19 protein-coding genes are annotated in these 17,035 nt (G+C 38.7%); 4 read left to right on the top strand and 15 right to left on the bottom strand.

The genetic code is table 11. The annotated features are described in order from the left end of the window. The first annotated feature begins 84 nt into the window (after positions 1–84). Positions 85–1,062, top strand: coding sequence for a M20/M25/M40 family metallo-hydrolase (locus ACIQXV_RS10935; RefSeq protein WP_402958700.1), 978 nt, complete (start codon positions 85–87; stop codon positions 1,060–1,062). A gap of 174 nt (positions 1,063–1,236) precedes the next feature. On the opposite strand, the gene ACIQXV_RS10930 is transcribed toward ACIQXV_RS10935, so the two are convergent. From ACIQXV_RS10930 to ACIQXV_RS10905, 6 genes are all read right to left on the bottom strand, one after another. After that, the gene (locus ACIQXV_RS10930; protein WP_402958698.1) at positions 1,237–1,938 is read right to left on the bottom strand and encodes an ABC transporter ATP-binding protein; all 702 of its coding nucleotides are present in this window, start codon (positions 1,936–1,938) and stop codon (positions 1,237–1,239) included. 11 nt (positions 1,939–1,949) lie between these two features. Further along, positions 1,950–2,726: an ABC transporter ATP-binding protein gene (locus ACIQXV_RS10925; RefSeq protein WP_402958696.1), complete on the bottom strand. Its 777-nt coding sequence runs from the start codon at positions 2,724–2,726 to the stop codon at positions 1,950–1,952. 3 nt (positions 2,727–2,729) lie between these two features. Next, positions 2,730–4,025, bottom strand: coding sequence for a branched-chain amino acid ABC transporter permease (locus tag ACIQXV_RS10920; protein WP_402958694.1), 1,296 nt, complete (start codon positions 4,023–4,025; stop codon positions 2,730–2,732). A 9-nt stretch (positions 4,026–4,034) separates the two neighbouring features. After that, positions 4,035–5,021, bottom strand: coding sequence for a branched-chain amino acid ABC transporter permease (locus ACIQXV_RS10915; RefSeq protein ID WP_402958692.1), 987 nt, complete (start codon positions 5,019–5,021; stop codon positions 4,035–4,037). 86 nt (positions 5,022–5,107) lie between these two features. Beyond that, positions 5,108–6,298, bottom strand: coding sequence for a branched-chain amino acid ABC transporter substrate-binding protein (locus tag ACIQXV_RS10910; RefSeq protein WP_402958690.1), 1,191 nt, complete (start codon positions 6,296–6,298; stop codon positions 5,108–5,110). A gap of 214 nt (positions 6,299–6,512) precedes the next feature. Beyond that, complete coding sequence (locus ACIQXV_RS10905; protein WP_402958688.1) at positions 6,513–6,650, bottom strand: hypothetical protein; 138 nt, start codon at positions 6,648–6,650, stop codon at positions 6,513–6,515. Between the two features lie 202 nt (positions 6,651–6,852). Between ACIQXV_RS10905 and ACIQXV_RS10900 the strand changes: the two genes are divergently transcribed. After that, a complete protein-coding gene (locus ACIQXV_RS10900) occupies positions 6,853–7,047 on the top strand; it encodes a hypothetical protein (protein ID WP_402958687.1) in 195 nt (64 codons plus the stop codon). Continuing rightward, complete coding sequence (locus ACIQXV_RS10895; protein ID WP_402958686.1) at positions 7,048–7,245, top strand: YwbE family protein; 198 nt, start codon at positions 7,048–7,050, stop codon at positions 7,243–7,245. Between the two features lie 113 nt (positions 7,246–7,358). On the opposite strand, the gene ACIQXV_RS10890 is transcribed toward ACIQXV_RS10895, so the two are convergent. The 6 genes from ACIQXV_RS10890 to ACIQXV_RS10865 all read right to left on the bottom strand — a co-directional run bounded on the left by ACIQXV_RS10890 (position 7,359) and on the right by ACIQXV_RS10865 (position 12,687). Then, positions 7,359–8,210 carry a hypothetical protein gene (locus ACIQXV_RS10890; protein ID WP_402958684.1) on the bottom strand — a complete coding sequence of 284 codons (852 nt, stop codon included), beginning with the start codon at positions 8,208–8,210 and terminating at the stop codon, positions 7,359–7,361. Next, the gene (locus ACIQXV_RS10885; RefSeq protein WP_402958682.1) at positions 8,197–9,120 is read right to left on the bottom strand and encodes an oxidoreductase; all 924 of its coding nucleotides are present in this window, start codon (positions 9,118–9,120) and stop codon (positions 8,197–8,199) included. The genes ACIQXV_RS10890 and ACIQXV_RS10885 overlap by 14 nt, the downstream gene beginning before the upstream one ends. Positions 9,121–9,379: 259 nt before the next feature. Then, positions 9,380–9,823 (bottom strand): SH3 domain-containing protein, encoded by a 444-nt coding sequence (locus ACIQXV_RS10880; protein ID WP_402958680.1) that lies wholly within the window; start codon positions 9,821–9,823, stop codon positions 9,380–9,382. Between the two features lie 140 nt (positions 9,824–9,963). Continuing rightward, positions 9,964–10,599, bottom strand: a complete 636-nt coding sequence (locus ACIQXV_RS10875) for a pentapeptide repeat-containing protein (RefSeq protein WP_402958678.1) — start codon at positions 10,597–10,599, stop codon at positions 9,964–9,966. 461 nt (positions 10,600–11,060) lie between these two features. Continuing rightward, entirely contained in the window at positions 11,061–12,080 is a 1,020-nt protein-coding gene (locus ACIQXV_RS10870; RefSeq protein ID WP_402958676.1) for a threonine aldolase family protein, read from the bottom strand. A 235-nt stretch (positions 12,081–12,315) separates the two neighbouring features. Further along, positions 12,316–12,687, bottom strand: coding sequence for a Gp49 family protein (locus ACIQXV_RS10865; protein ID WP_402958674.1), 372 nt, complete (start codon positions 12,685–12,687; stop codon positions 12,316–12,318). A gap of 211 nt (positions 12,688–12,898) precedes the next feature. Between ACIQXV_RS10865 and ACIQXV_RS10860 the strand changes: the two genes are divergently transcribed. Continuing rightward, complete coding sequence (locus tag ACIQXV_RS10860; protein ID WP_402958672.1) at positions 12,899–13,819, top strand: MBL fold metallo-hydrolase; 921 nt, start codon at positions 12,899–12,901, stop codon at positions 13,817–13,819. A 125-nt stretch (positions 13,820–13,944) separates the two neighbouring features. On the opposite strand, the gene ACIQXV_RS10855 is transcribed toward ACIQXV_RS10860, so the two are convergent. The 3 genes from ACIQXV_RS10855 to fdhD all read right to left on the bottom strand — a co-directional run bounded on the left by ACIQXV_RS10855 (position 13,945) and on the right by fdhD (position 17,021). Then, on the bottom strand, positions 13,945–14,901 hold the full coding sequence (locus ACIQXV_RS10855; RefSeq protein WP_402958670.1) for a S8 family peptidase: 957 nt from the start codon (positions 14,899–14,901) through the stop codon (positions 13,945–13,947). A gap of 469 nt (positions 14,902–15,370) precedes the next feature. Then, a complete protein-coding gene (locus ACIQXV_RS10850) occupies positions 15,371–15,922 on the bottom strand; it encodes a DUF2062 domain-containing protein (RefSeq protein ID WP_402958668.1) in 552 nt (183 codons plus the stop codon). Between the two features lie 274 nt (positions 15,923–16,196). Then, entirely contained in the window at positions 16,197–17,021 is an 825-nt protein-coding gene (fdhD, locus tag ACIQXV_RS10845; RefSeq protein WP_402958666.1) for a formate dehydrogenase accessory sulfurtransferase FdhD, read from the bottom strand. Between the last annotated feature and the right edge of the window lie 14 nt (positions 17,022–17,035).

The raw sequence follows: 17,035 nt of genomic DNA, 5'->3' as shown, positions 1-17,035 counted from the left end.
TTTGATATCCTTTGTCAAATCTATTGTTTCTTTATAAAGAATCTATTATTCTTGTTAAAAATATACTAATGAGGAGTCGAGGCAATGAAGAAGAAAATAACGATATCGTTTATTGCTATGATGTTTAGCCTTTTGACAATTGTTGGGGGTGCAACTGCTCAAACCGTTTCTTACCATCCATCTCTTGTACATAAAAACGGGGCCATGGCCTATGAACATATGAAATATTTAGCCTATGAAATAGGACCACGGGTGGCTGGATCGGTCAATGAGCGAAAAGCAGAGGAATATATTGAAAGCCAATTTAAACGAATCGGATTTGAGACGGCCGTACAGGATTTTACCTATTCAAGACGAGGAACAACTACCCAATCTTCAAACGTGATTGCCTATAAACCTGGGAAATCTAGTAAGCAGATCATCGTTGGCGCCCATTATGATTCGGTTTCCGTAGGACGCGGTTTCGATGATAATGCATCGGGTGTGGGAATCCTATTGGAAGTTGCCGAGGTGTTAAAAAATATCCCTACTCCCTACTCCATTGTGTTTATTGCTTTTGGAGCTGAAGAAACTGGTCTAAGGGGATCAAACCACTATGCTGCCAATATGACGCAAAAAGAAATAGAAAATACTATTGGCATGATTAATATGGATAGTCTTGCCGTCGGAGACAAAATGTATGTTTATGGCAGTGCCAGGGAAGCTGGCTTCATTCGTGACCAAGCTTTGGAAATCGTGAAAAAGAAAAAGTTAAATGTCGGAACCAATCCGGGCTTGAATCCGGAATATCCAGCAGGTACTACAGGTGACTGGAGCGATCATGCACCATTTAAAGATCTTGGAATCCCTTACGGATACCTAGAGGCAACCAACTGGGAAATAGGCGAACTTGATGGGTATGACCAAACTGTTAAATATGGTGGAGTTTGGCATACTAAAAATGATACCCTTGAGTTTATCGAGTCTGAATATCCGGGTCGAGTCCAAGAACATCTATCCACTTTTAGTACATTGCTTACCGATTTATTGAAGTTTATGAACAAGACCAGTACATCCAAATAAAAGCTGCTTTTCTTAACAAATAATTAGCTAAAATAACAGGGGTGACGACTGAAAATAAGCTTTCGGTTGGATCAGATTAAACGTGTCAGACCCCCAGTGCGATAAAGCGTTAACGCACCGGGGGTCTGACATTTTTTTTATGTTTGAATTTCTATTATTCTATAATTTTCCCCCTTACGCCAAATAGGCCTCCCGAACTTCATCATTTGTTATCAGATCATGGCCGTACCCTTTAAGCTTAATTTCGCCTGTTTGGATGACGTAACCGCGATCGGCAACTTGTAAGGCCTGATAGGCGTTTTGTTCAACGAGCAGGATCGTAATGCCTTCTTCGTTCAACTCTTTTATGATTTCAAAGATTTGTTCGACAATAATGGGGGCAAGGCCCATGGAAGGCTCGTCTAACATGAGTAAATCCGGCGACATCATTAGGGCTCTTCCGATCGCTAGCATTTGCTGTTCCCCGCCGCTCATTGTGCCTCCCTTTTGCTCCAGTCGATCCTTTAGCTTAGGGAAATAGTGGAAGACCCGCTCCATTCTTTCCTCAATCAACTGCTTACTTTTTACTGAGAAAGCTCCCATTAATAAGTTTTCTTTGACTGAAAGTCTTGGAAAAATCCTCCTGCCTTCGGGAACATGGGCAATTCCTAATAGGGTTGTTTCATGAGCTGGTTTATTGGTAATATCCGTTCCATTATAAACAATGTTTCCTGTTTTTACTTTTGCAAGACCACTAATGGATTTTAATGTCGTTGATTTACCGGCACCATTACTGCCAATCAGTGTAACAATTTCTCCTTTTTCAACGGAAACGTCAATTCCTTTTAAAGCCTGTATACCGCCATAAAAGGTTTCTACGTTGTTTAATTGAAGCATCGATTTTCCTCCTATCCAGCATGAACAGCCCCTGATCCTAGATATGCCTCAATCACTTTTGGATTATTACGGATGGCCTCAGGCCTTCCTTCTGCAATTTTTTCACCATGATCGAGTACGAAGATTTGTTCAGAGATTTCCATGACAAGCTTCATATCATGTTCAATTAATATGACAGTTAAATTGAATTCATCTCTCATCCTTTTAATCAGCTTGGTAAGTTCTTTCGTCTCCTTTGGATTCATCCCTGCTGCCGGCTCATCTAATAATAATATCTTTGGACCTACTGCCAGCGCCCTCGCAATCTCTAATCTTCTTTGGGCCCCGTAGCTTAAATTGCACGCTTTTTCATTTACAAAGGAATCAAGCCCTACATATTCTAATAATTGATACGCCTTTATTTCTGAAGCTATCTCTTCATTCCGTATGGTGGGAAGATTGAATAAAATTCCAATAAGTCCTGCTTTTAACCGTGTATGCATTCCAACCATCACATTTTCAAGCACGGACATTTCATTAAATAAACGGATATTCTGAAAGGTTCTAGCGATTCCTTTTTGACTCACAACATGCGCCTTTAAACCATTTACTTTTTCATTTTCAAGTAAGATCGTCCCCGAAGTAGGCTGATAAACACCCGTAATCATATTAAAAAAGGTTGTTTTCCCAGCCCCGTTTGGCCCAATAACTGCGGTGATCGAATTTTTCTCCACTGTCATGGATATGTCCTGATTCGCTATTAGACCGCCAAATCTTTTCGATAGGTTTTTCACCTCTAAAATGGCCATTTGCTATACCTCCTGAGCTTTCTCGATTGGTGATTGGTCTGATATCGTTTCCCCGGCAGCCTCCTTGCTCCCCTTTTGTAATGCTTTTACATTATATTTCCGATTCTTGGCCGGCAGGAGACCTTGTGGCCGATAGAGTGCAAACAGGATTAAGAGCAATCCGAAGATCATCCTTTGCATTTTTGAAGGTGACAGTGCATCTGGAATTGATAAAGCTCCTGACGTACTTAGTTGATTCAACCAATTTGTTATCTCTGTTAATACTTGAAGATTTAGAATTGTCATAACCGCAGCTCCGAGGATCACACCTGGGACACTGCCCATTCCACCCAAGATAACCATGACAAGAATCGTAATGGATTCAAGCAATGTAAAACTAGTCGGATCCACAAAGGCTTGTTTTGCAGCAAAGACAACCCCCATCATTCCAGAGAAGGAAGCGCCAATCGCAAATGCCATTAATTTTGTTTTTACTAAAGGGACCCCCATTGCCTGGGCAGCTATTTCATTTTCCCTTACCGCTTTCCAAGAGCGGCCTATTTTTGAATGTTCAAAACGGCGGACAGTAAAAATGGTAAATACCAGTATAATCAGGACAACGTAATAGAATTGACTTGGATAGAGAAAGTCTATTCCAAACAGGCGGGGCGGCGTAACAGAAGCGAGTCCCATTGCTCCGTTCGTTATATTAAGTGGGCGGTCCAGGTTATTAAAGATAATTCGGATGATCTCACCAAAGCCCAGTGTAACGATGGCCAAATAATCTCCTTTTACCCGAAGGACCGGTATTCCAAGCAGCACCCCGAATAAGGCGGCAATAAAACACCCGACTAAAATAAAGATCCAAAAACTTTCTCCTGAAAGTGGAAAATGACCAAATGGCATAAAATTATTTGCTTGCGCTGTAGCAAAAATTCCATAGGTATAGGCACCGACGGCAAAAAATGCGATAAAACCTAAATCAAGAAGCCCGGCCATCCCTACGACAATATTCAACCCCAGTGCCATAGATATATAGATTCCAACAAGTGTCGCCACTTCCATATAGGATTGATAGCCATCACCATTACTTGCTGTGAAAGGGAGTAAAAATACGAGCACCACACCAGCAATGACCCATTTGGTAAGATTCTTGAAGTTGGTAAAATATAAAAGTAAAAGTGATGCTAATAGGAGAAGAAATGCAGTTACGGATTTTTGCGCTAAAAATAAACCAAGAGATGTGACTCCAATGTAAATAAGAAGAAAAACCCCTTGTGCTAATCTATTTTGTTTATAGTGATTCCAAAGTGCTTTCACTCTTCTCACCTACACTTTCTCGGTTACCGGTTTGCCAAATAAGCCCTCCGGTTTAAAAAGTAGTACAAGAATTAAGATGATAAACGCAAATACATCTTTATACTCGGCACCAAACACTCCGTGGGATAAAAGGGTTAAATTGGCCGAGGCAAACATTTCTAATAATCCAAGCAGTAACCCTCCGAACATCGCTCCACGAATATTTCCAATCCCTCCTAATACAGCAGCAGTAAACGCCTTCAATCCAAGAATAAAGCCAATATATGGGTCAATCGTTCCATATTGTACAGCAAAAAGCACCCCAGTTGCTCCACCTAGGGCTGAACCAATAAAGAAGGTCATCGAGATTACTTTATTTACATTTATCGTCATTAATGAAGCTGTTTCACGATCCTGCGCGACAGCTCTTAGCGCCATTCCCCACTTTGTACGATTAACAAAAAGGTCAAGACCAGTCATCATGATCACCGCAGCAACAAGAACAATCACAAACGAGGTTTTAATCGTTGCATCATTAAACATGGAACTCAGCGATGAGGCTTTAATGGAAATCTGGTTGGTAAATAAACTCGGGCCAGTCACAATGTAATTTCCTTTTTTTAATTCTGCAATGAATCGAACAATATCCTGTAATAAGAATGAAATACCAATTGCCGTAATCAGCGGGATTAACCGAGGCGCATTTCGCAATGGCCGATATGCCACCCTTTCGATTCCCATTCCCAACAAGCCTGTTAGAATAGCTGTAAATAAGAGTACCGCTATCAGCATCAAAATCGCCGGTACGGATGAAACCCACCCTACTCCTGTTAAAACGATTAAAATGGCTGTTCCTATAAATGCACCTGACATAAAAATTTCTCCATGTGCAAAGTTAATTAATTCCAAAATCCCGTATACCATGGTGTATCCTATGGCAATAACGGCGTACACCGCCCCCAAGGTAAGACCATCAATCAAAACCTGCGGGATTGTTTGGAGTATTTCGTTAAACAAAAGCTTTCACCCCTTGTCCCCATTTTTCATAGAAGAAAAGGGTATTCTCACTCAGAAAAAATGAGGTATACCCTTTTCAATCTTGTTTATTTACTAACTTCACCCACTAATTCAGCTGGGTATTTCGCTTCTTTAAAACTATAAATAAACACTTTTGCATAATTATTGTCGCCGATGTCATCAAAGCTGACTTTTGTTAAAACACCTTGATAGTCCTTCACACCTCGAACGGCATCCCGTACTTGTTCACGAGTAGGCATTTTGTTGTTATTTGCTTTAATGGCATCTTCAATGCCCTTTAAAACAACGCCCATCGTATCATAGCCGTAAACTGAATATGATTCAGTATTTTTGTTGAATTTTGCTTTATAGCTCTCTGTAAACTTCTTCCCTTCTTCTGATTTCGTTGAATCCCCGGCCAACGAGGTAATATACGTATCTTTGATCGCACCGCCAGCTATTTCAACCAATGTAGAAGCATCTAAACCATCCCCGCCAAGGAATGGAGCATTAATGCCCTTTTCACGGGCTTGTTTAATAATGAGACCGCCCTCAGCGTAGATTCCTCCAAAATAGACTAAATCAGGCTTTTTCGAAACGACCTGGTTGAGAACTCCATTAAAATCTTTTTCTCCAACGGTAATCCCTTCAAAGCCGAGAATTTCAGCTCCTTTTTCCTCTGCTGCTTTCTTGAAAGCTTCCGCAAGACCTGTCCCGTAGGCAGTTTTGTCCTGGATGATAAAGATTTTCTTTGCTTTTAATGTATTCACGGCAAATTCAGCACCTGCAGGGCCTTGGAAGTCATCACGAGCGACAATACGGTTGACGGTTTTTAATCCCCTTGATGTTACTTCTACCGCAGAGTTAGCAGGTGAAACCATTGGGATCGCATATTTTTCATAAACCTCGGATGACGGGATGGCGACTCCTGAATTAAAGTGGCCGACCACTGCCATAATGGATTTATCGGCCCCGATTAATTGAGCATTGGCCACCCCTTTCTTTGGATCCCCCTGATCATCATAAGGAACCAGCTGCAGATCAAATCCTAAATCTTTAAACTTTTTCTTTTCATCATCTAATTTCATTTGTGCGCCTAGCTTAATGGCTTCCCCAATCGTCGCACTTCCACCTGAAAGCGGAGTCTGTGTAGCAATCTTAATTATGTTTGAACCACTTTTCCCATTATCCCCGCTCTTAGAGCCGCAGCCAGCTAAAAAAATACTCGCAGCCAAGCCCCCTGATAACAATAATGCGAATGATTTTTTCAACTTCATATTGCCCCCCCTTTTTTCTTTGTAAGAAAACACTCGTCCTTTTATATGTATATTTAGCCAAAGAATGAAATAGGACAATTTATTCATTCCAATATTAGACAATTGGCGACTAACGCGTTAGCATATATAGCCTATGAAATTAAAAAATCAGTAAAAATAAAAAAAAACTATCTTTCTATGTATGATTACAAAAAGATAGTTTTTCTTTTAAATCTTATTGCTTTTTAATAGGGGTGACGACTGAAAATAAGCTTTCTGTTGGATCAGATAGATTCATTTTAATAATCTTATATCCATTCTCTCCCTCTTTGACCTCGTTTTTGCTTAATATAATGATTTGATTGTTCTTCATTATTTTTTGTTCCTCCCTCATAACATTTCTCACACAGAAGTTACTATATGACGGATATTCAAAAATGTGCATTGTTTTTTTGAAATTTTTCATTTTATTGGATTTTAAAATTAAAATCTAAAAAACATAATACATATTTCCCGAATTCCCGAAAATAGTTTATACTTGATTATTCTACTATTGATAATTGGAGGGAATTTCTTTGACTGAAAGTAACCAAGCAGGAGAATCAAAAAAGAAAATCAGCCTGCAGGAGGCGATGAAGCAGCAGCTGGAAAACAAAAAGAACGCGGCCTCGGCTGGTAAAGGATTGACGAATGGCGACCTTTCCACCAAAAAGATGAAAAGCCAGCAATCCAAAAAGCCTAGCAATACACGCAGAAAAATGGGTGTTTAAATGAACGGTCAAAATCGGAAGGATGTATTACCAGGAATAACGGTTGATATTGTGTTAAAAGCAGATCAAAAAACCGGAAAACTCACCCGGGGTATTGTGAAAGATATTCTCACCAAATCGAGCGCCCATCCCCATGGGATCAAAGTCAGGCTAACGGATGGACAGATTGGACGCGTTCAAAAAATTCATGCTGAATAAGAGAAGTGCAAAGCATTCAAGAACAAATTCTTGAATGCTTTGCATTTTAAAAAAAGGAGAAAAGCAATCCACAGGGGTTATGACTCCAATAATCGTCTCAATATGGTAGTGATTCAAGAATGATTATACAGTTTGATCGGCTCTGTTTTTTCCATCGTTGCTTTGTATAGACTAATTTCACCAGTTGGCGGGATGGTAGCTGCAGAATGAACCTCAAAGTTCTCATTTAATGAAATCGTCCAAACAGCCTGATCATTGGCCGTTAGAACAACTGCAAGTGTACCGAATTGAACGACATGATCCCAATCGAATTTTTCGATCTTTCCATTGGAGATTATCGAAATTCCCTCTTTATTACTAATTACTTCTCCTTGATCACCCTTCCAATGGCCATAAATGGATGGTCCGACATAGTAATACCCGCTCCCGCCTCCTCTATCACCATAGGTTGAGATGTATTGGTGGATCGAATAATCTTTAGCTTTATATGTAACCGCTGCTATATCCTTTGCTAACCAATCTACTTTAAATTCTTGTGTGGTTGAATAAGGTAGTTTTTCCTTTGGAAGAGCCAGAATCCCAAAGTATGTGCGATAAACGATCGCCTCCCCCGTTTCCGTCGTTTCTTTGACGGACAAGACATGTTTCAAACCCGGTGAAAAGCTGACAATATTTTTTATTTGCTGATTGCTATATAATAATAAACCTACATTAAAAAATGTAAATAGAAGCAAAACTCCTGCTCCCATCAATTTCGGTTTTTTCGCTATGACAAGCAGAAAATGGATTGCCAGTCCTGCACAAAGTACACAAAGGATGTTGACAACATAAAATATCCGATTATCGATATATTCAACTTGAAATCTACTGTGCACGAACAGGTGCACCATTTGCAGACAGAAAAAGCCTATGGATAAAAGGAAAAGGACCCAGCCGCAAATTTTTCTACTCTTATTCTGTTTCATTTGGCTTTACCTCCATAGAAAACTCCCATGTCTTGCCATTATTATTCGATAGAAACTTCCCTTTTACTTTTCCGCCTTCATAATCGCCATTTGGCCCTTGATTAATAAGGACGGCTAAATGGTCTTCTTCTTTAAAAGGCATTTCCGCTGTAACGAAAATTTGACGATATTGATCGGGAATATTTATTGTTGCTTTTACCCAGGAATTTCCTCCATCTTCTGTTACATAAAGGTCAGGTTCTTCAGGATTAATATATCCATAGGATAAAAAACCTGTATTCTCATTAACAAAGCCGCCATCTTTTATTAACATTGTCACATTTGATGGATTCGTTTCCCTCCAAGACCGGCCGCCATCATGGGTGACATAGACATTGGACATTTCTTGTGACACGGTTCGATCACCAGAAAGAATCACATAGCCAAAATTTTCATTTAAAAAGTTTATTTTTCGAAACCTTAGTGCTGGATATTGCTCTGTCACAACGGCATCCTGCCAATACTTACCTTGGTCAAGGGAATACTTCAAGATAATTTTTTTGCTGGACAAGTCAGGGCCATCTGAATATAAAAATGCAGCACGATTTTTTGAAAGGATAAAACTATTTTCAATTAACTCTCCTTTATTGCCGCTATACTCGCCTTCAAATAATTGCTCTCTTACAATTGGAACGGTCGTCCAGGTGTTACCTTTATCGAAGGTAATCTTGAGTTCGTCGTTTTGAAAAGAGTAATCAATGGTGTTATTAGCCTTCAGGACTTGTTGGCTTTGATCAGGAGGATTGTCTTGCCCTTTGCTAATTTGATCGATCTTTAGTTGGGCCGTTTTAGATGAAGTTTGGTAATAGGTTAATGCGATGATTAAGCACATCAACATGGCGCCTGATATTCCAAGAATGGTCTTTTTCATTTTTCAATACTCCCTACTTATTTCATCATATATGATTATAGCAGAAAAATGTAAATATTTGTCGATAGGTTTTATTTTACTATTACTTTCTTGCTTCAGAGTGATACATATCACCACTTCATACTATCAGATTAGAAATCTACTTCCCTTAACTTCGAGGGAAAATGAAATTCAAAAAACCCCGTATCTTAAATAACAGTAGGATCGGGGAATTTAATATATTGAAATAGGTACAGTAGAGGAGTCTTCTTGGAGAGTTTTAGTTATTTTTTAACTTGTAAATTTCCCTGGAGTGTTCGGAAATCATCTGATCATAATATTCAAGATCATGTTTAGTCGCCATTGAATTTTTGATTTCTTTAACATCTTCTATGACAGTGTCTACCTTCGTTTCAATAGCATCCATTCTTTCGTTTGTTTCGGAAATCTTTACATTTGTGACTGCAACTGTATTAATTAATTGCTGTAATAAATCCCCTTGTCTTTTTTGTTCAGAAGTTAATCTTTCATCCATGCCAGTTATTCTTTGGTCCATGCCAGCTAATCTTTCATCCATGCCAGTTAATCTTTGGTCCATGCCAGCTAATCTTTCATCCATGCCAGTTAATCTTTGGTCCATGCCAGCTATTTTTTGGTCCAAAGTGTTTACCTTTTGGTCTAAGGCATCAATTTTGTCCAATATCAACTTTAGTATTTTTTCCATCTTTTCTCACCTCCTACATATATTGCTTTTATTATATCAGGTTTATGTAGATTTTTGTCGATGGAATTTAAATATAGAAATCGATGCCTGCCCCCCGCACTGCTACTTTTAAGCAACCTGGGATTCAGGCACCAAATTCCCTAATCTTTGATGACCAATCCCATTAGTGCTGCAAATTGAACCGCCTGAAAGGATGAAACCTTGCATCCTTTTAATTCATCCATTGATACTGTAAGTGTATCAAAGGTAGAGGTACTAATATCTATTCCTTTTAGTGATGTTTGTTCGAAGTTTGCCCCATTGAGATTGCAAACCTGAAATTCAACACTTTTCAGTTTACATTCAAAAAAATCGGTGCTTTTTAATGCAGTTTCCTGAAATTTTACTTTTTCAAGCTTAGAATTTCCGAATGCCGTCAAGTTTAAAACGGAATTGTCAAACTGAACATTGCCAAACCGTGATTCGGTAAAATCCACTCCTAATAATTTACTATTTTTAAATACGACCCTGTGGATGGAAGACTTGCTCAAATTGGCATTAGATAAATCGCAGTTTTCAAACCATACATCTGTTATATCAATATTTTTAAAATCTGTATGGTTAAACCGACAATTCTTAATCACCATATTTGATAAGCGCCCTCTGCTAACAACTTCATTTTCAAAAACGGAGTCAATGATCTGACACATTTCTAATTCTGGATCTTCTTCATAAAAAATATCTTGGAAATTCTTTATAGGTAATTCAGCTGAAATTTTTGGTAAATCAATTTTCATACACATGCCTCTTTCATAAAAAATTTAGTAGAATAACGGTATTGTACAGATTATCATAGAAAAAACGGAGAATAGTATAGTAAGCAATATAAAAGGTACCCTATTGTAGAAATTAAAACAAGAAAAACAATCAAATTAAAACTTCGAAATGAACCCAGGTAAAACATACTTAACTGAAGAAGAATATATCGAAATCATTGGGGAAATTAAAAAGCAGCTGAATATCAACTAAACTAATTTCTTAAAAGGCGAACAGTAACGTCACTGTTCGCCTAACAAAAAATCGAATTTTTTAAAAGAAATACACGATTAACATTGTTATGATTAATGATTGAGCAGATGTAATCATAAAATCATTTTTCCAGAATGTTTTTGAAAAAGGGCTTATTAGCCTAGCAATCAAAAAACTACAGATCCATACACTGAAAAATGAAAGAATAAACCCCATTTTACTTCCTCCGTTATTTTTTTATTTCTTCAATAAAAGCCACTACCGCTTCCTCTTTCGTTGCCCAAGACGTGACCAAGCGAATGGCAGAGTGATCGTCATCGACCTTTTCCCAAATATGAAAAGAATACTTACTTTGTAATTCAGTAATGAGCGCATTTGAAAGAATCGGGAAAATTTGATTGGATGGAGATTCTGTCAAAAACCTTATGTTTGCTTTGCTTAGTTCAGTTCTTAGCAATGTAGCCAGCTTATTCGCATGCATAGCTAGGTCAAAGAACAAATTGTCCCGGAATAGTTCAAGAAACTGAATGCCCAAGAGTCTTCCTTTTGCAAGCATGGCCCCTTTTTGCTTCATATGGAAGCGAAAATCCTCTTTAAGAGAGTTGCGGCAAATGACCAATGCTTCACCTATGAGCGCTCCATTCTTGGTTCCGCCAATATAAAAGGCATCAACAAGGTCTGGGAGATCAGTAAACTGTAGGTCATTTTCTTCAGAACACAACGCTGACCCTAATCTCGCCCCATCCATAAACAAAATAAGATGGTTTTCATGACAGAAATCACGTAACTGCTGCAGTTCCCGCTTATTATAAATGGAACCAATTTCAGTAGAATTCGATATGTAAACGAGCTTCGGCTTGACCATATGCTCATCAGTGTGTGCGTCGAGCGCTGATTTCACGTGTGTCGGGGTAAGTTTCCCGTCTTCCGTTTCAATTGATAGTATTTTATGTCCTGTCGCTTCAATTGCACCTGTTTCATGGGTTAAAATATGACCAGTATTAGCGGCAATTGCGGCTTCATGGGGCCGTAAAAAAGCTGAAATAGCAGTAAGATTCGTTTGCGTTCCCCCTGTTAATAGATGAATATCAATGTCAGTTCGTCCAATTCTCTGTTTTAACAGTTCAATAGCTTTTAGGCTAAAGCGATCTTCGCCATAACCCTCTTCTTGCTCATAATTGGATTCCATTAATGCATTCAAAATTCTAGGATGTGCACCTTCGCTGTAATCATTTTTAAAGCTGTACATGTGATTGCCTCCGTCTAATTTTATTCCACAGTATCTTCCTTTTTATCGTATCATATCTTTCGTTCAAACTGGTGATATGTTTTCCCATCTGCATTGAGCGAAAGTAACTGAAAACATTGTTGAAAAATGGAAAACAAAGTTACCAATTAAAAAATAAAGGCAGATGATATGAATTATCTCTTATCGTCTGCCTCCCCTTTTCAATTGATAAATATTTCGCTTTAGTAAAACATTGTTAGACCAAGAAAGCGCCTAACGCTACCATTGCCTTTTTTAATGCTTGCTCATATGCTTTGTCCTTGCCAATTACGGTACGGAAGTCAGCAACATCTCTTACAGTCGAACGACCCTCTATTTCATAACCATTATTAAATATTAGAAGACAGATAGTAGATTTATCACTCATCCGGTGAAACTTTTTCTCGACAATCATTTCTTCTAATTTTATGCGTCTCTCATCCTTAATCATTTGTGTTCGAGAATATGGGATAACGATATGATCATACATGTGGTGATTCTTACATGTTACAAACAGAATTTTTTCCCCTTTATGCTCTACTTGATTAATCTCTCCACATTTTGGACAAATACTATCTATGAACATCATTTTCGCACTCCCTTTAATTGATTTGTTTACAGAAAAAAATGAAGGTTTTGTACTTTTATATAATTCAATTTCGAAAAAAAAATACCTTCTCCTAAACGATGGTACTTAAAATTTAATCAAATTTTCATTTTTCTAAATTTTTGATGGTTGATTGAGTTTTTTGCTATACTCATATTAAAAATAGAGTTTCTAAGAATAGCAAGGTGAGTGAATGATGAAGAGATATGCTAATTTAGATAATGTAACAAGCAACAAATCATTTAAGGACATGAGGAAGTGGCAGAAGGAAAGAAGAACGAAAGTAAAGGATTTATCGGTAAATATTGAACAGTGTCAGGCTAAAAAAGTGACCGAAATAAATGAAAACAGAAGCCGGACTTCTTATACCTGGATTGGGCATTCTACCTTTTTGTTTCAGTTAAATGGCGTGAATATTTTAACGGACCCAGTATGGGCGAAACGGATGGGATTTCAATCGAGGTTGACGGAACCAGGTATTTCTTTGGCAGATCTGCCGGAGATCGACCTGGTTGTGATCTCTCATGGCCATTACGACCATTTGGACTTCCCCACCCTGAAAAAATTAAAAGGAAATCCTCACTTCTTGGTTCCGGTAGGTTTGAAGTCCCTTTTTATCCGAAAAGGCTATCAGAAAGTGACCGAAATGACCTGGTGGGAAAGTACTGAACACAAAGGAATGACCGTTCATTTCGTCCCTGCCCAGCATTGGACGAGGCGATCGCTAACGGATATGAATACGTCCCATTGGGGAGGCTGGATTTTTCAAACACCCAAGGAAACCTTTTATTTTGTCGGTGATACCGGCTATTTCAGTGGCTTTAAACAGATTGCTGAGCGATTAACAATTGATACGGTATTTATGCCGATTGGCGCCTATGAACCGGAATGGTTTATGGCGGATGCGCATATTTCTCCTGAAGACAGTGTGAAAGCCTTTATTGATTTGGGCGCAAAGTTCTTCGTGCCAATGCATTATGGTGCCTATCGTTTGGCAGACGACACAGGACCGGAGGCATTAGACCGCTTGTATCGGGAATGGGAAAAACGGCAGCTTCCTCGGGAACAATTAAAGGTGCTTTTAATCGGGGAAACAGTTATGGGGGATGTTTAGGCCTCACTTTTTCATTAACCCCCTCCACATCCCACTTATTTAAAATAATTTTGGGATGTGGAGGTATTTTCCAACGGTGGAAAAACTCTTATACTATTTTTTGTTTAAAAAGCAGGTTTATTAACTTAAATATTTACTACCTCTTCCTTCGCACTTGCTAGCTTTGCTAAATACTCGATGGTGGTCAAATACACCATCCCATTCCCTTCTAACTTTGGAGAATTTCCTAGCGGTATGGTCCTTCTTATAAGCTGAGAATACAGCTCTGGCTCTGTTAAATTTCTCTCAAACGTTTGATTTGAGATCGCTTTAATTAATGCAAGTGCCCCCGATACATGTGGGGTTGCCATTGACGTTCCACTAAGCTTTGCATATTTTCCGTTTAGAAATGTTGATACGATATTTTCACCGGGAGCGACAACGTCTACTTCCTTATTCGAATTGCTAAAATCCGATATTCGACGATTCAGATCGATTGCACCGACACTGATTACCTCATTATAGGCCGCAGGATAGGACAGCTCTTCTGTTGAATCTCGTCCGTCCCCTTCATTTCCGGCTGCACAAACGACGAGGATTCCATTGGCTACAGCCTTTTTAATGGCCTCATGTAATTCTGGCACATCCTCAGAACCGCCTAGGCTCATGGAGATAATATCCACCTTTTGTTCAATTGCATAATAGATTCCATTGATAATCCATTCATATTGTCCGGATCCATGTTTATCAAGAACCTTGATTATGAATAGATTTGCTTCCGGAGCAACACCGACCACTCCCGTTTCATTGGCGGTTGCTGCCATGGTACCGGCAACATGCGTGCCATGACCGTTGTAATCTCTAAAGATCGTTTGGTCACCGCGATCATCTTTCGTGAAGTTTCGTCCGCCAATTATTCGATCCTTTAAGTCGATATGGGATACTTCACAGCCAGTATCTAAAATGGCGATGGTAATCCCCTTTCCTCTTGCCCTTCCCCACACTTCAGGGGCCTGAATCATTTCCACCCCTCTTGGCACCTCGGCTACTTCTTCAAACTCTGCAATCACTTGGTACGGAATCAAGCGTACTTTTCGTTCCAACGCATTCCCTCCTAACAGATTTAGTTGAAGTCACCCCATGATGTTAGTAATAGTTTAACAATTCTGAATCTATAAAAAAAAGATTCTTTTGGAGTGTTTTTGTTCTTTTTTACGCCTATTTTAGAAAATTGAACTTGAAGAATATCCAAGTTCATTTTCTTGTTAATTTAAAAATTCTCTAAATTCCTCTGTCACTTGTTCCACTAATTCAAGCGTCTCTTTATAATACAAATTCCCTATTCTTTTGTTTCAGCCGGCCCATTTTTTAATTTTGCTTAAGCAAATCGAATTAGAGAGAAGAAGACGAATTGAAATTGAAATCGAGATTGAAAGAAGAATACGGTTTGAATTCGAACGCAGTCGCAGATTCTTTTAAGCGTTTGAAATAAAGTGTGTTTTTAGGGCCTCCGGGCTCTTTTTTTTTGAACTAATGGCCCCGACATCAAATCCGGGGCCACTAAATTAAATTCTAATTGATATTATTTAAAAGAATCTCGTGTTTAAGGCGTCTTCTTTTAAGTCTATTCGTTTTTTCTTTCTCGTAAAGATAATGAACAATAAAGTAAGAAGTAACGCTAAGAACAATCCCAAAAATCGTCATTCCAATTAAGGCGTGGACCCCACCATGAAGAAGGCCGACTAAACTATGGAAATCACCGTGCAATAAATTTTGAACAGAAAAATGTGTATGATGACCTATTCTGACCTTCATTGGAAGGATGGTTCTCCCCAGCTGTCTAGCAAATGGTAAAAGAATGACAGGGAGAAGCGTAAGTTTACCAATAATATTTCCTATGATTGATGCGGGTAATGAGCCTTTAGCCAATCGGACAATTGGTATAAACAATATATAAATGAGAGAAGCAGTTGAAATAACTAGCATCTCCAGGCCAAAGCCAAGGGAAAATCCCAATGCAACCTTTTTGGCTCCCCCAGGAGAACGCAGGAGTTTCGTGAAATTCAACTTAAAAGCACGTCCAAGCCGTTGAAAAAAATTATATTTTTTTTGTTTTATGCTCATAAGATGCAACCCCCTAGCAGAAACGGATAAGATTATTATATTCTATTTTTGCTTACATTTTCTAACTTTAAAAAAGGTAATTCACATTGCCCTACTCAATATCTATTTTACACGTTAATCCTTAAAAATGAATAAATATTCTATTAATTATTCATGATTGTTATTGGAAAAAAATCTATATATTAAGAGTATAAAACTTCATAGGTAGAACCGATCGGTTAATAGTAAAAAAACTCGCCAATTGGCGAGCTGAAAAATGTGCCTTTCGTTTTCATTAATCCTCTAAACCGATGATTGAAGGCAGCGGCCCTATCCCTTGGATTCGTTCCTGATGGGTGTAAACATTAAATCCATTTCCCCGAATAAAGCCGACAGTTGTAATTCCAAGTTCTTCCGCTATGCTTAAGGCAAGATTGGTTGGAGCTGATTTCGATAGGATTATTCCAACCCCAATCTTGGCTGCTTTCAGCAAAACCTCTGATGATATTCGGCCGCTAAAAACAATTATTTTATCCTTTAGTGGAATTCGATGTATGATGCAGTAGCCAAAAAGTTTATCTAAGGCATTGTGTCGGCCGATATCTGTTCTTGACACCACTATTCCATCCTTCGTGCATAAAGCGGCATTATGAACACCGCCTGTTTGTTGAAAATGCGAAGAACTTTCCTGCATTTTCTTCATTAACCTGCGGCATTGTTCTGGAGTGATGATCAACTTTGTCGTCACCGTTTTAGCTGTTTTCACATCATTATGAAAGTAAAACTGCCGCCCTTTTCCACAGCAAGAACCAATAAAACGCTTCGAATGAAACTCTTTTTGAATAGAGTGTTTGTTTATAAGATCCACATAAGCGAATCCCCTGTCTTCATCGATTTGAAGGGATTTGATATCGTGATAGGCCCGAATGACACCTTCTGAAGCTAAAAATCCAACCACCAATTCTTGCATTTCAGAAGGAGTACAGACCATGGTGGCAAACTCGGTTCCATCCACTATAATCGTTAACGCTGATTCAACAGCAATATCATCTTCTTCCTCGACAAAGTCATGGCCGTTATACCTGACAATATTTTGTGAAGTAATGATGTCATTTAACACCTGCTTCACCCCTT

The organism is Neobacillus sp. NPDC097160 (genome assembly GCF_044762155.1).
GTDB lineage: Bacteria > Bacillota > Bacilli > Bacillales > Cytobacillaceae > Neobacillus.
Note: the sequence above shows the minus strand (reverse complement) of the source record. Positions and strands in the feature narration are given on the sequence as shown.

Bases quoted from the DNA above. Each gene is read 5' to 3' on its own strand.
- ACIQXV_RS10925 (WP_402958696.1), bottom strand. From the start codon at position 2,726: ATGGCCATTTTAGAGGTGAAAAACCTATCGAAAAGATTTGGCGGTCTA.
- ACIQXV_RS10875 (WP_402958678.1), bottom strand. From the start codon at position 10,599: ATGAAAATTGATTTACCAAAAATTTCAGCTGAATTACCTATAAAGAAT.
- ACIQXV_RS10910 (WP_402958690.1), bottom strand. From the start codon at position 6,298: ATGAAGTTGAAAAAATCATTCGCATTATTGTTATCAGGGGGCTTGGCT.
- ACIQXV_RS10880 (WP_402958680.1), bottom strand. From the start codon at position 9,823: ATGGAAAAAATACTAAAGTTGATATTGGACAAAATTGATGCCTTAGAC.
- ACIQXV_RS10870 (WP_402958676.1), bottom strand. From the start codon at position 12,080: ATGTACAGCTTTAAAAATGATTACAGCGAAGGTGCACATCCTAGAATT.
- ACIQXV_RS10865 (WP_402958674.1), bottom strand. From the start codon at position 12,687: ATGATGTTCATAGATAGTATTTGTCCAAAATGTGGAGAGATTAATCAA.
- ACIQXV_RS10860 (WP_402958672.1), top strand. From the start codon at position 12,899: ATGATGAAGAGATATGCTAATTTAGATAATGTAACAAGCAACAAATCA.
- ACIQXV_RS10905 (WP_402958688.1), bottom strand. From the start codon at position 6,650: ATGAAGAACAATCAAATCATTATATTAAGCAAAAACGAGGTCAAAGAG.
- ACIQXV_RS10895 (WP_402958686.1), top strand. From the start codon at position 7,048: ATGAACGGTCAAAATCGGAAGGATGTATTACCAGGAATAACGGTTGAT.
- ACIQXV_RS10885 (WP_402958682.1), bottom strand. From the start codon at position 9,120: ATGAAAAAGACCATTCTTGGAATATCAGGCGCCATGTTGATGTGCTTA.
- ACIQXV_RS10890 (WP_402958684.1), bottom strand. From the start codon at position 8,210: ATGAAACAGAATAAGAGTAGAAAAATTTGCGGCTGGGTCCTTTTCCTT.
- ACIQXV_RS10930 (WP_402958698.1), bottom strand. From the start codon at position 1,938: ATGCTTCAATTAAACAACGTAGAAACCTTTTATGGCGGTATACAGGCT.
- ACIQXV_RS10850 (WP_402958668.1), bottom strand. From the start codon at position 15,922: ATGAGCATAAAACAAAAAAAATATAATTTTTTTCAACGGCTTGGACGT.
- ACIQXV_RS10935 (WP_402958700.1), top strand. From the start codon at position 85: ATGAAGAAGAAAATAACGATATCGTTTATTGCTATGATGTTTAGCCTT.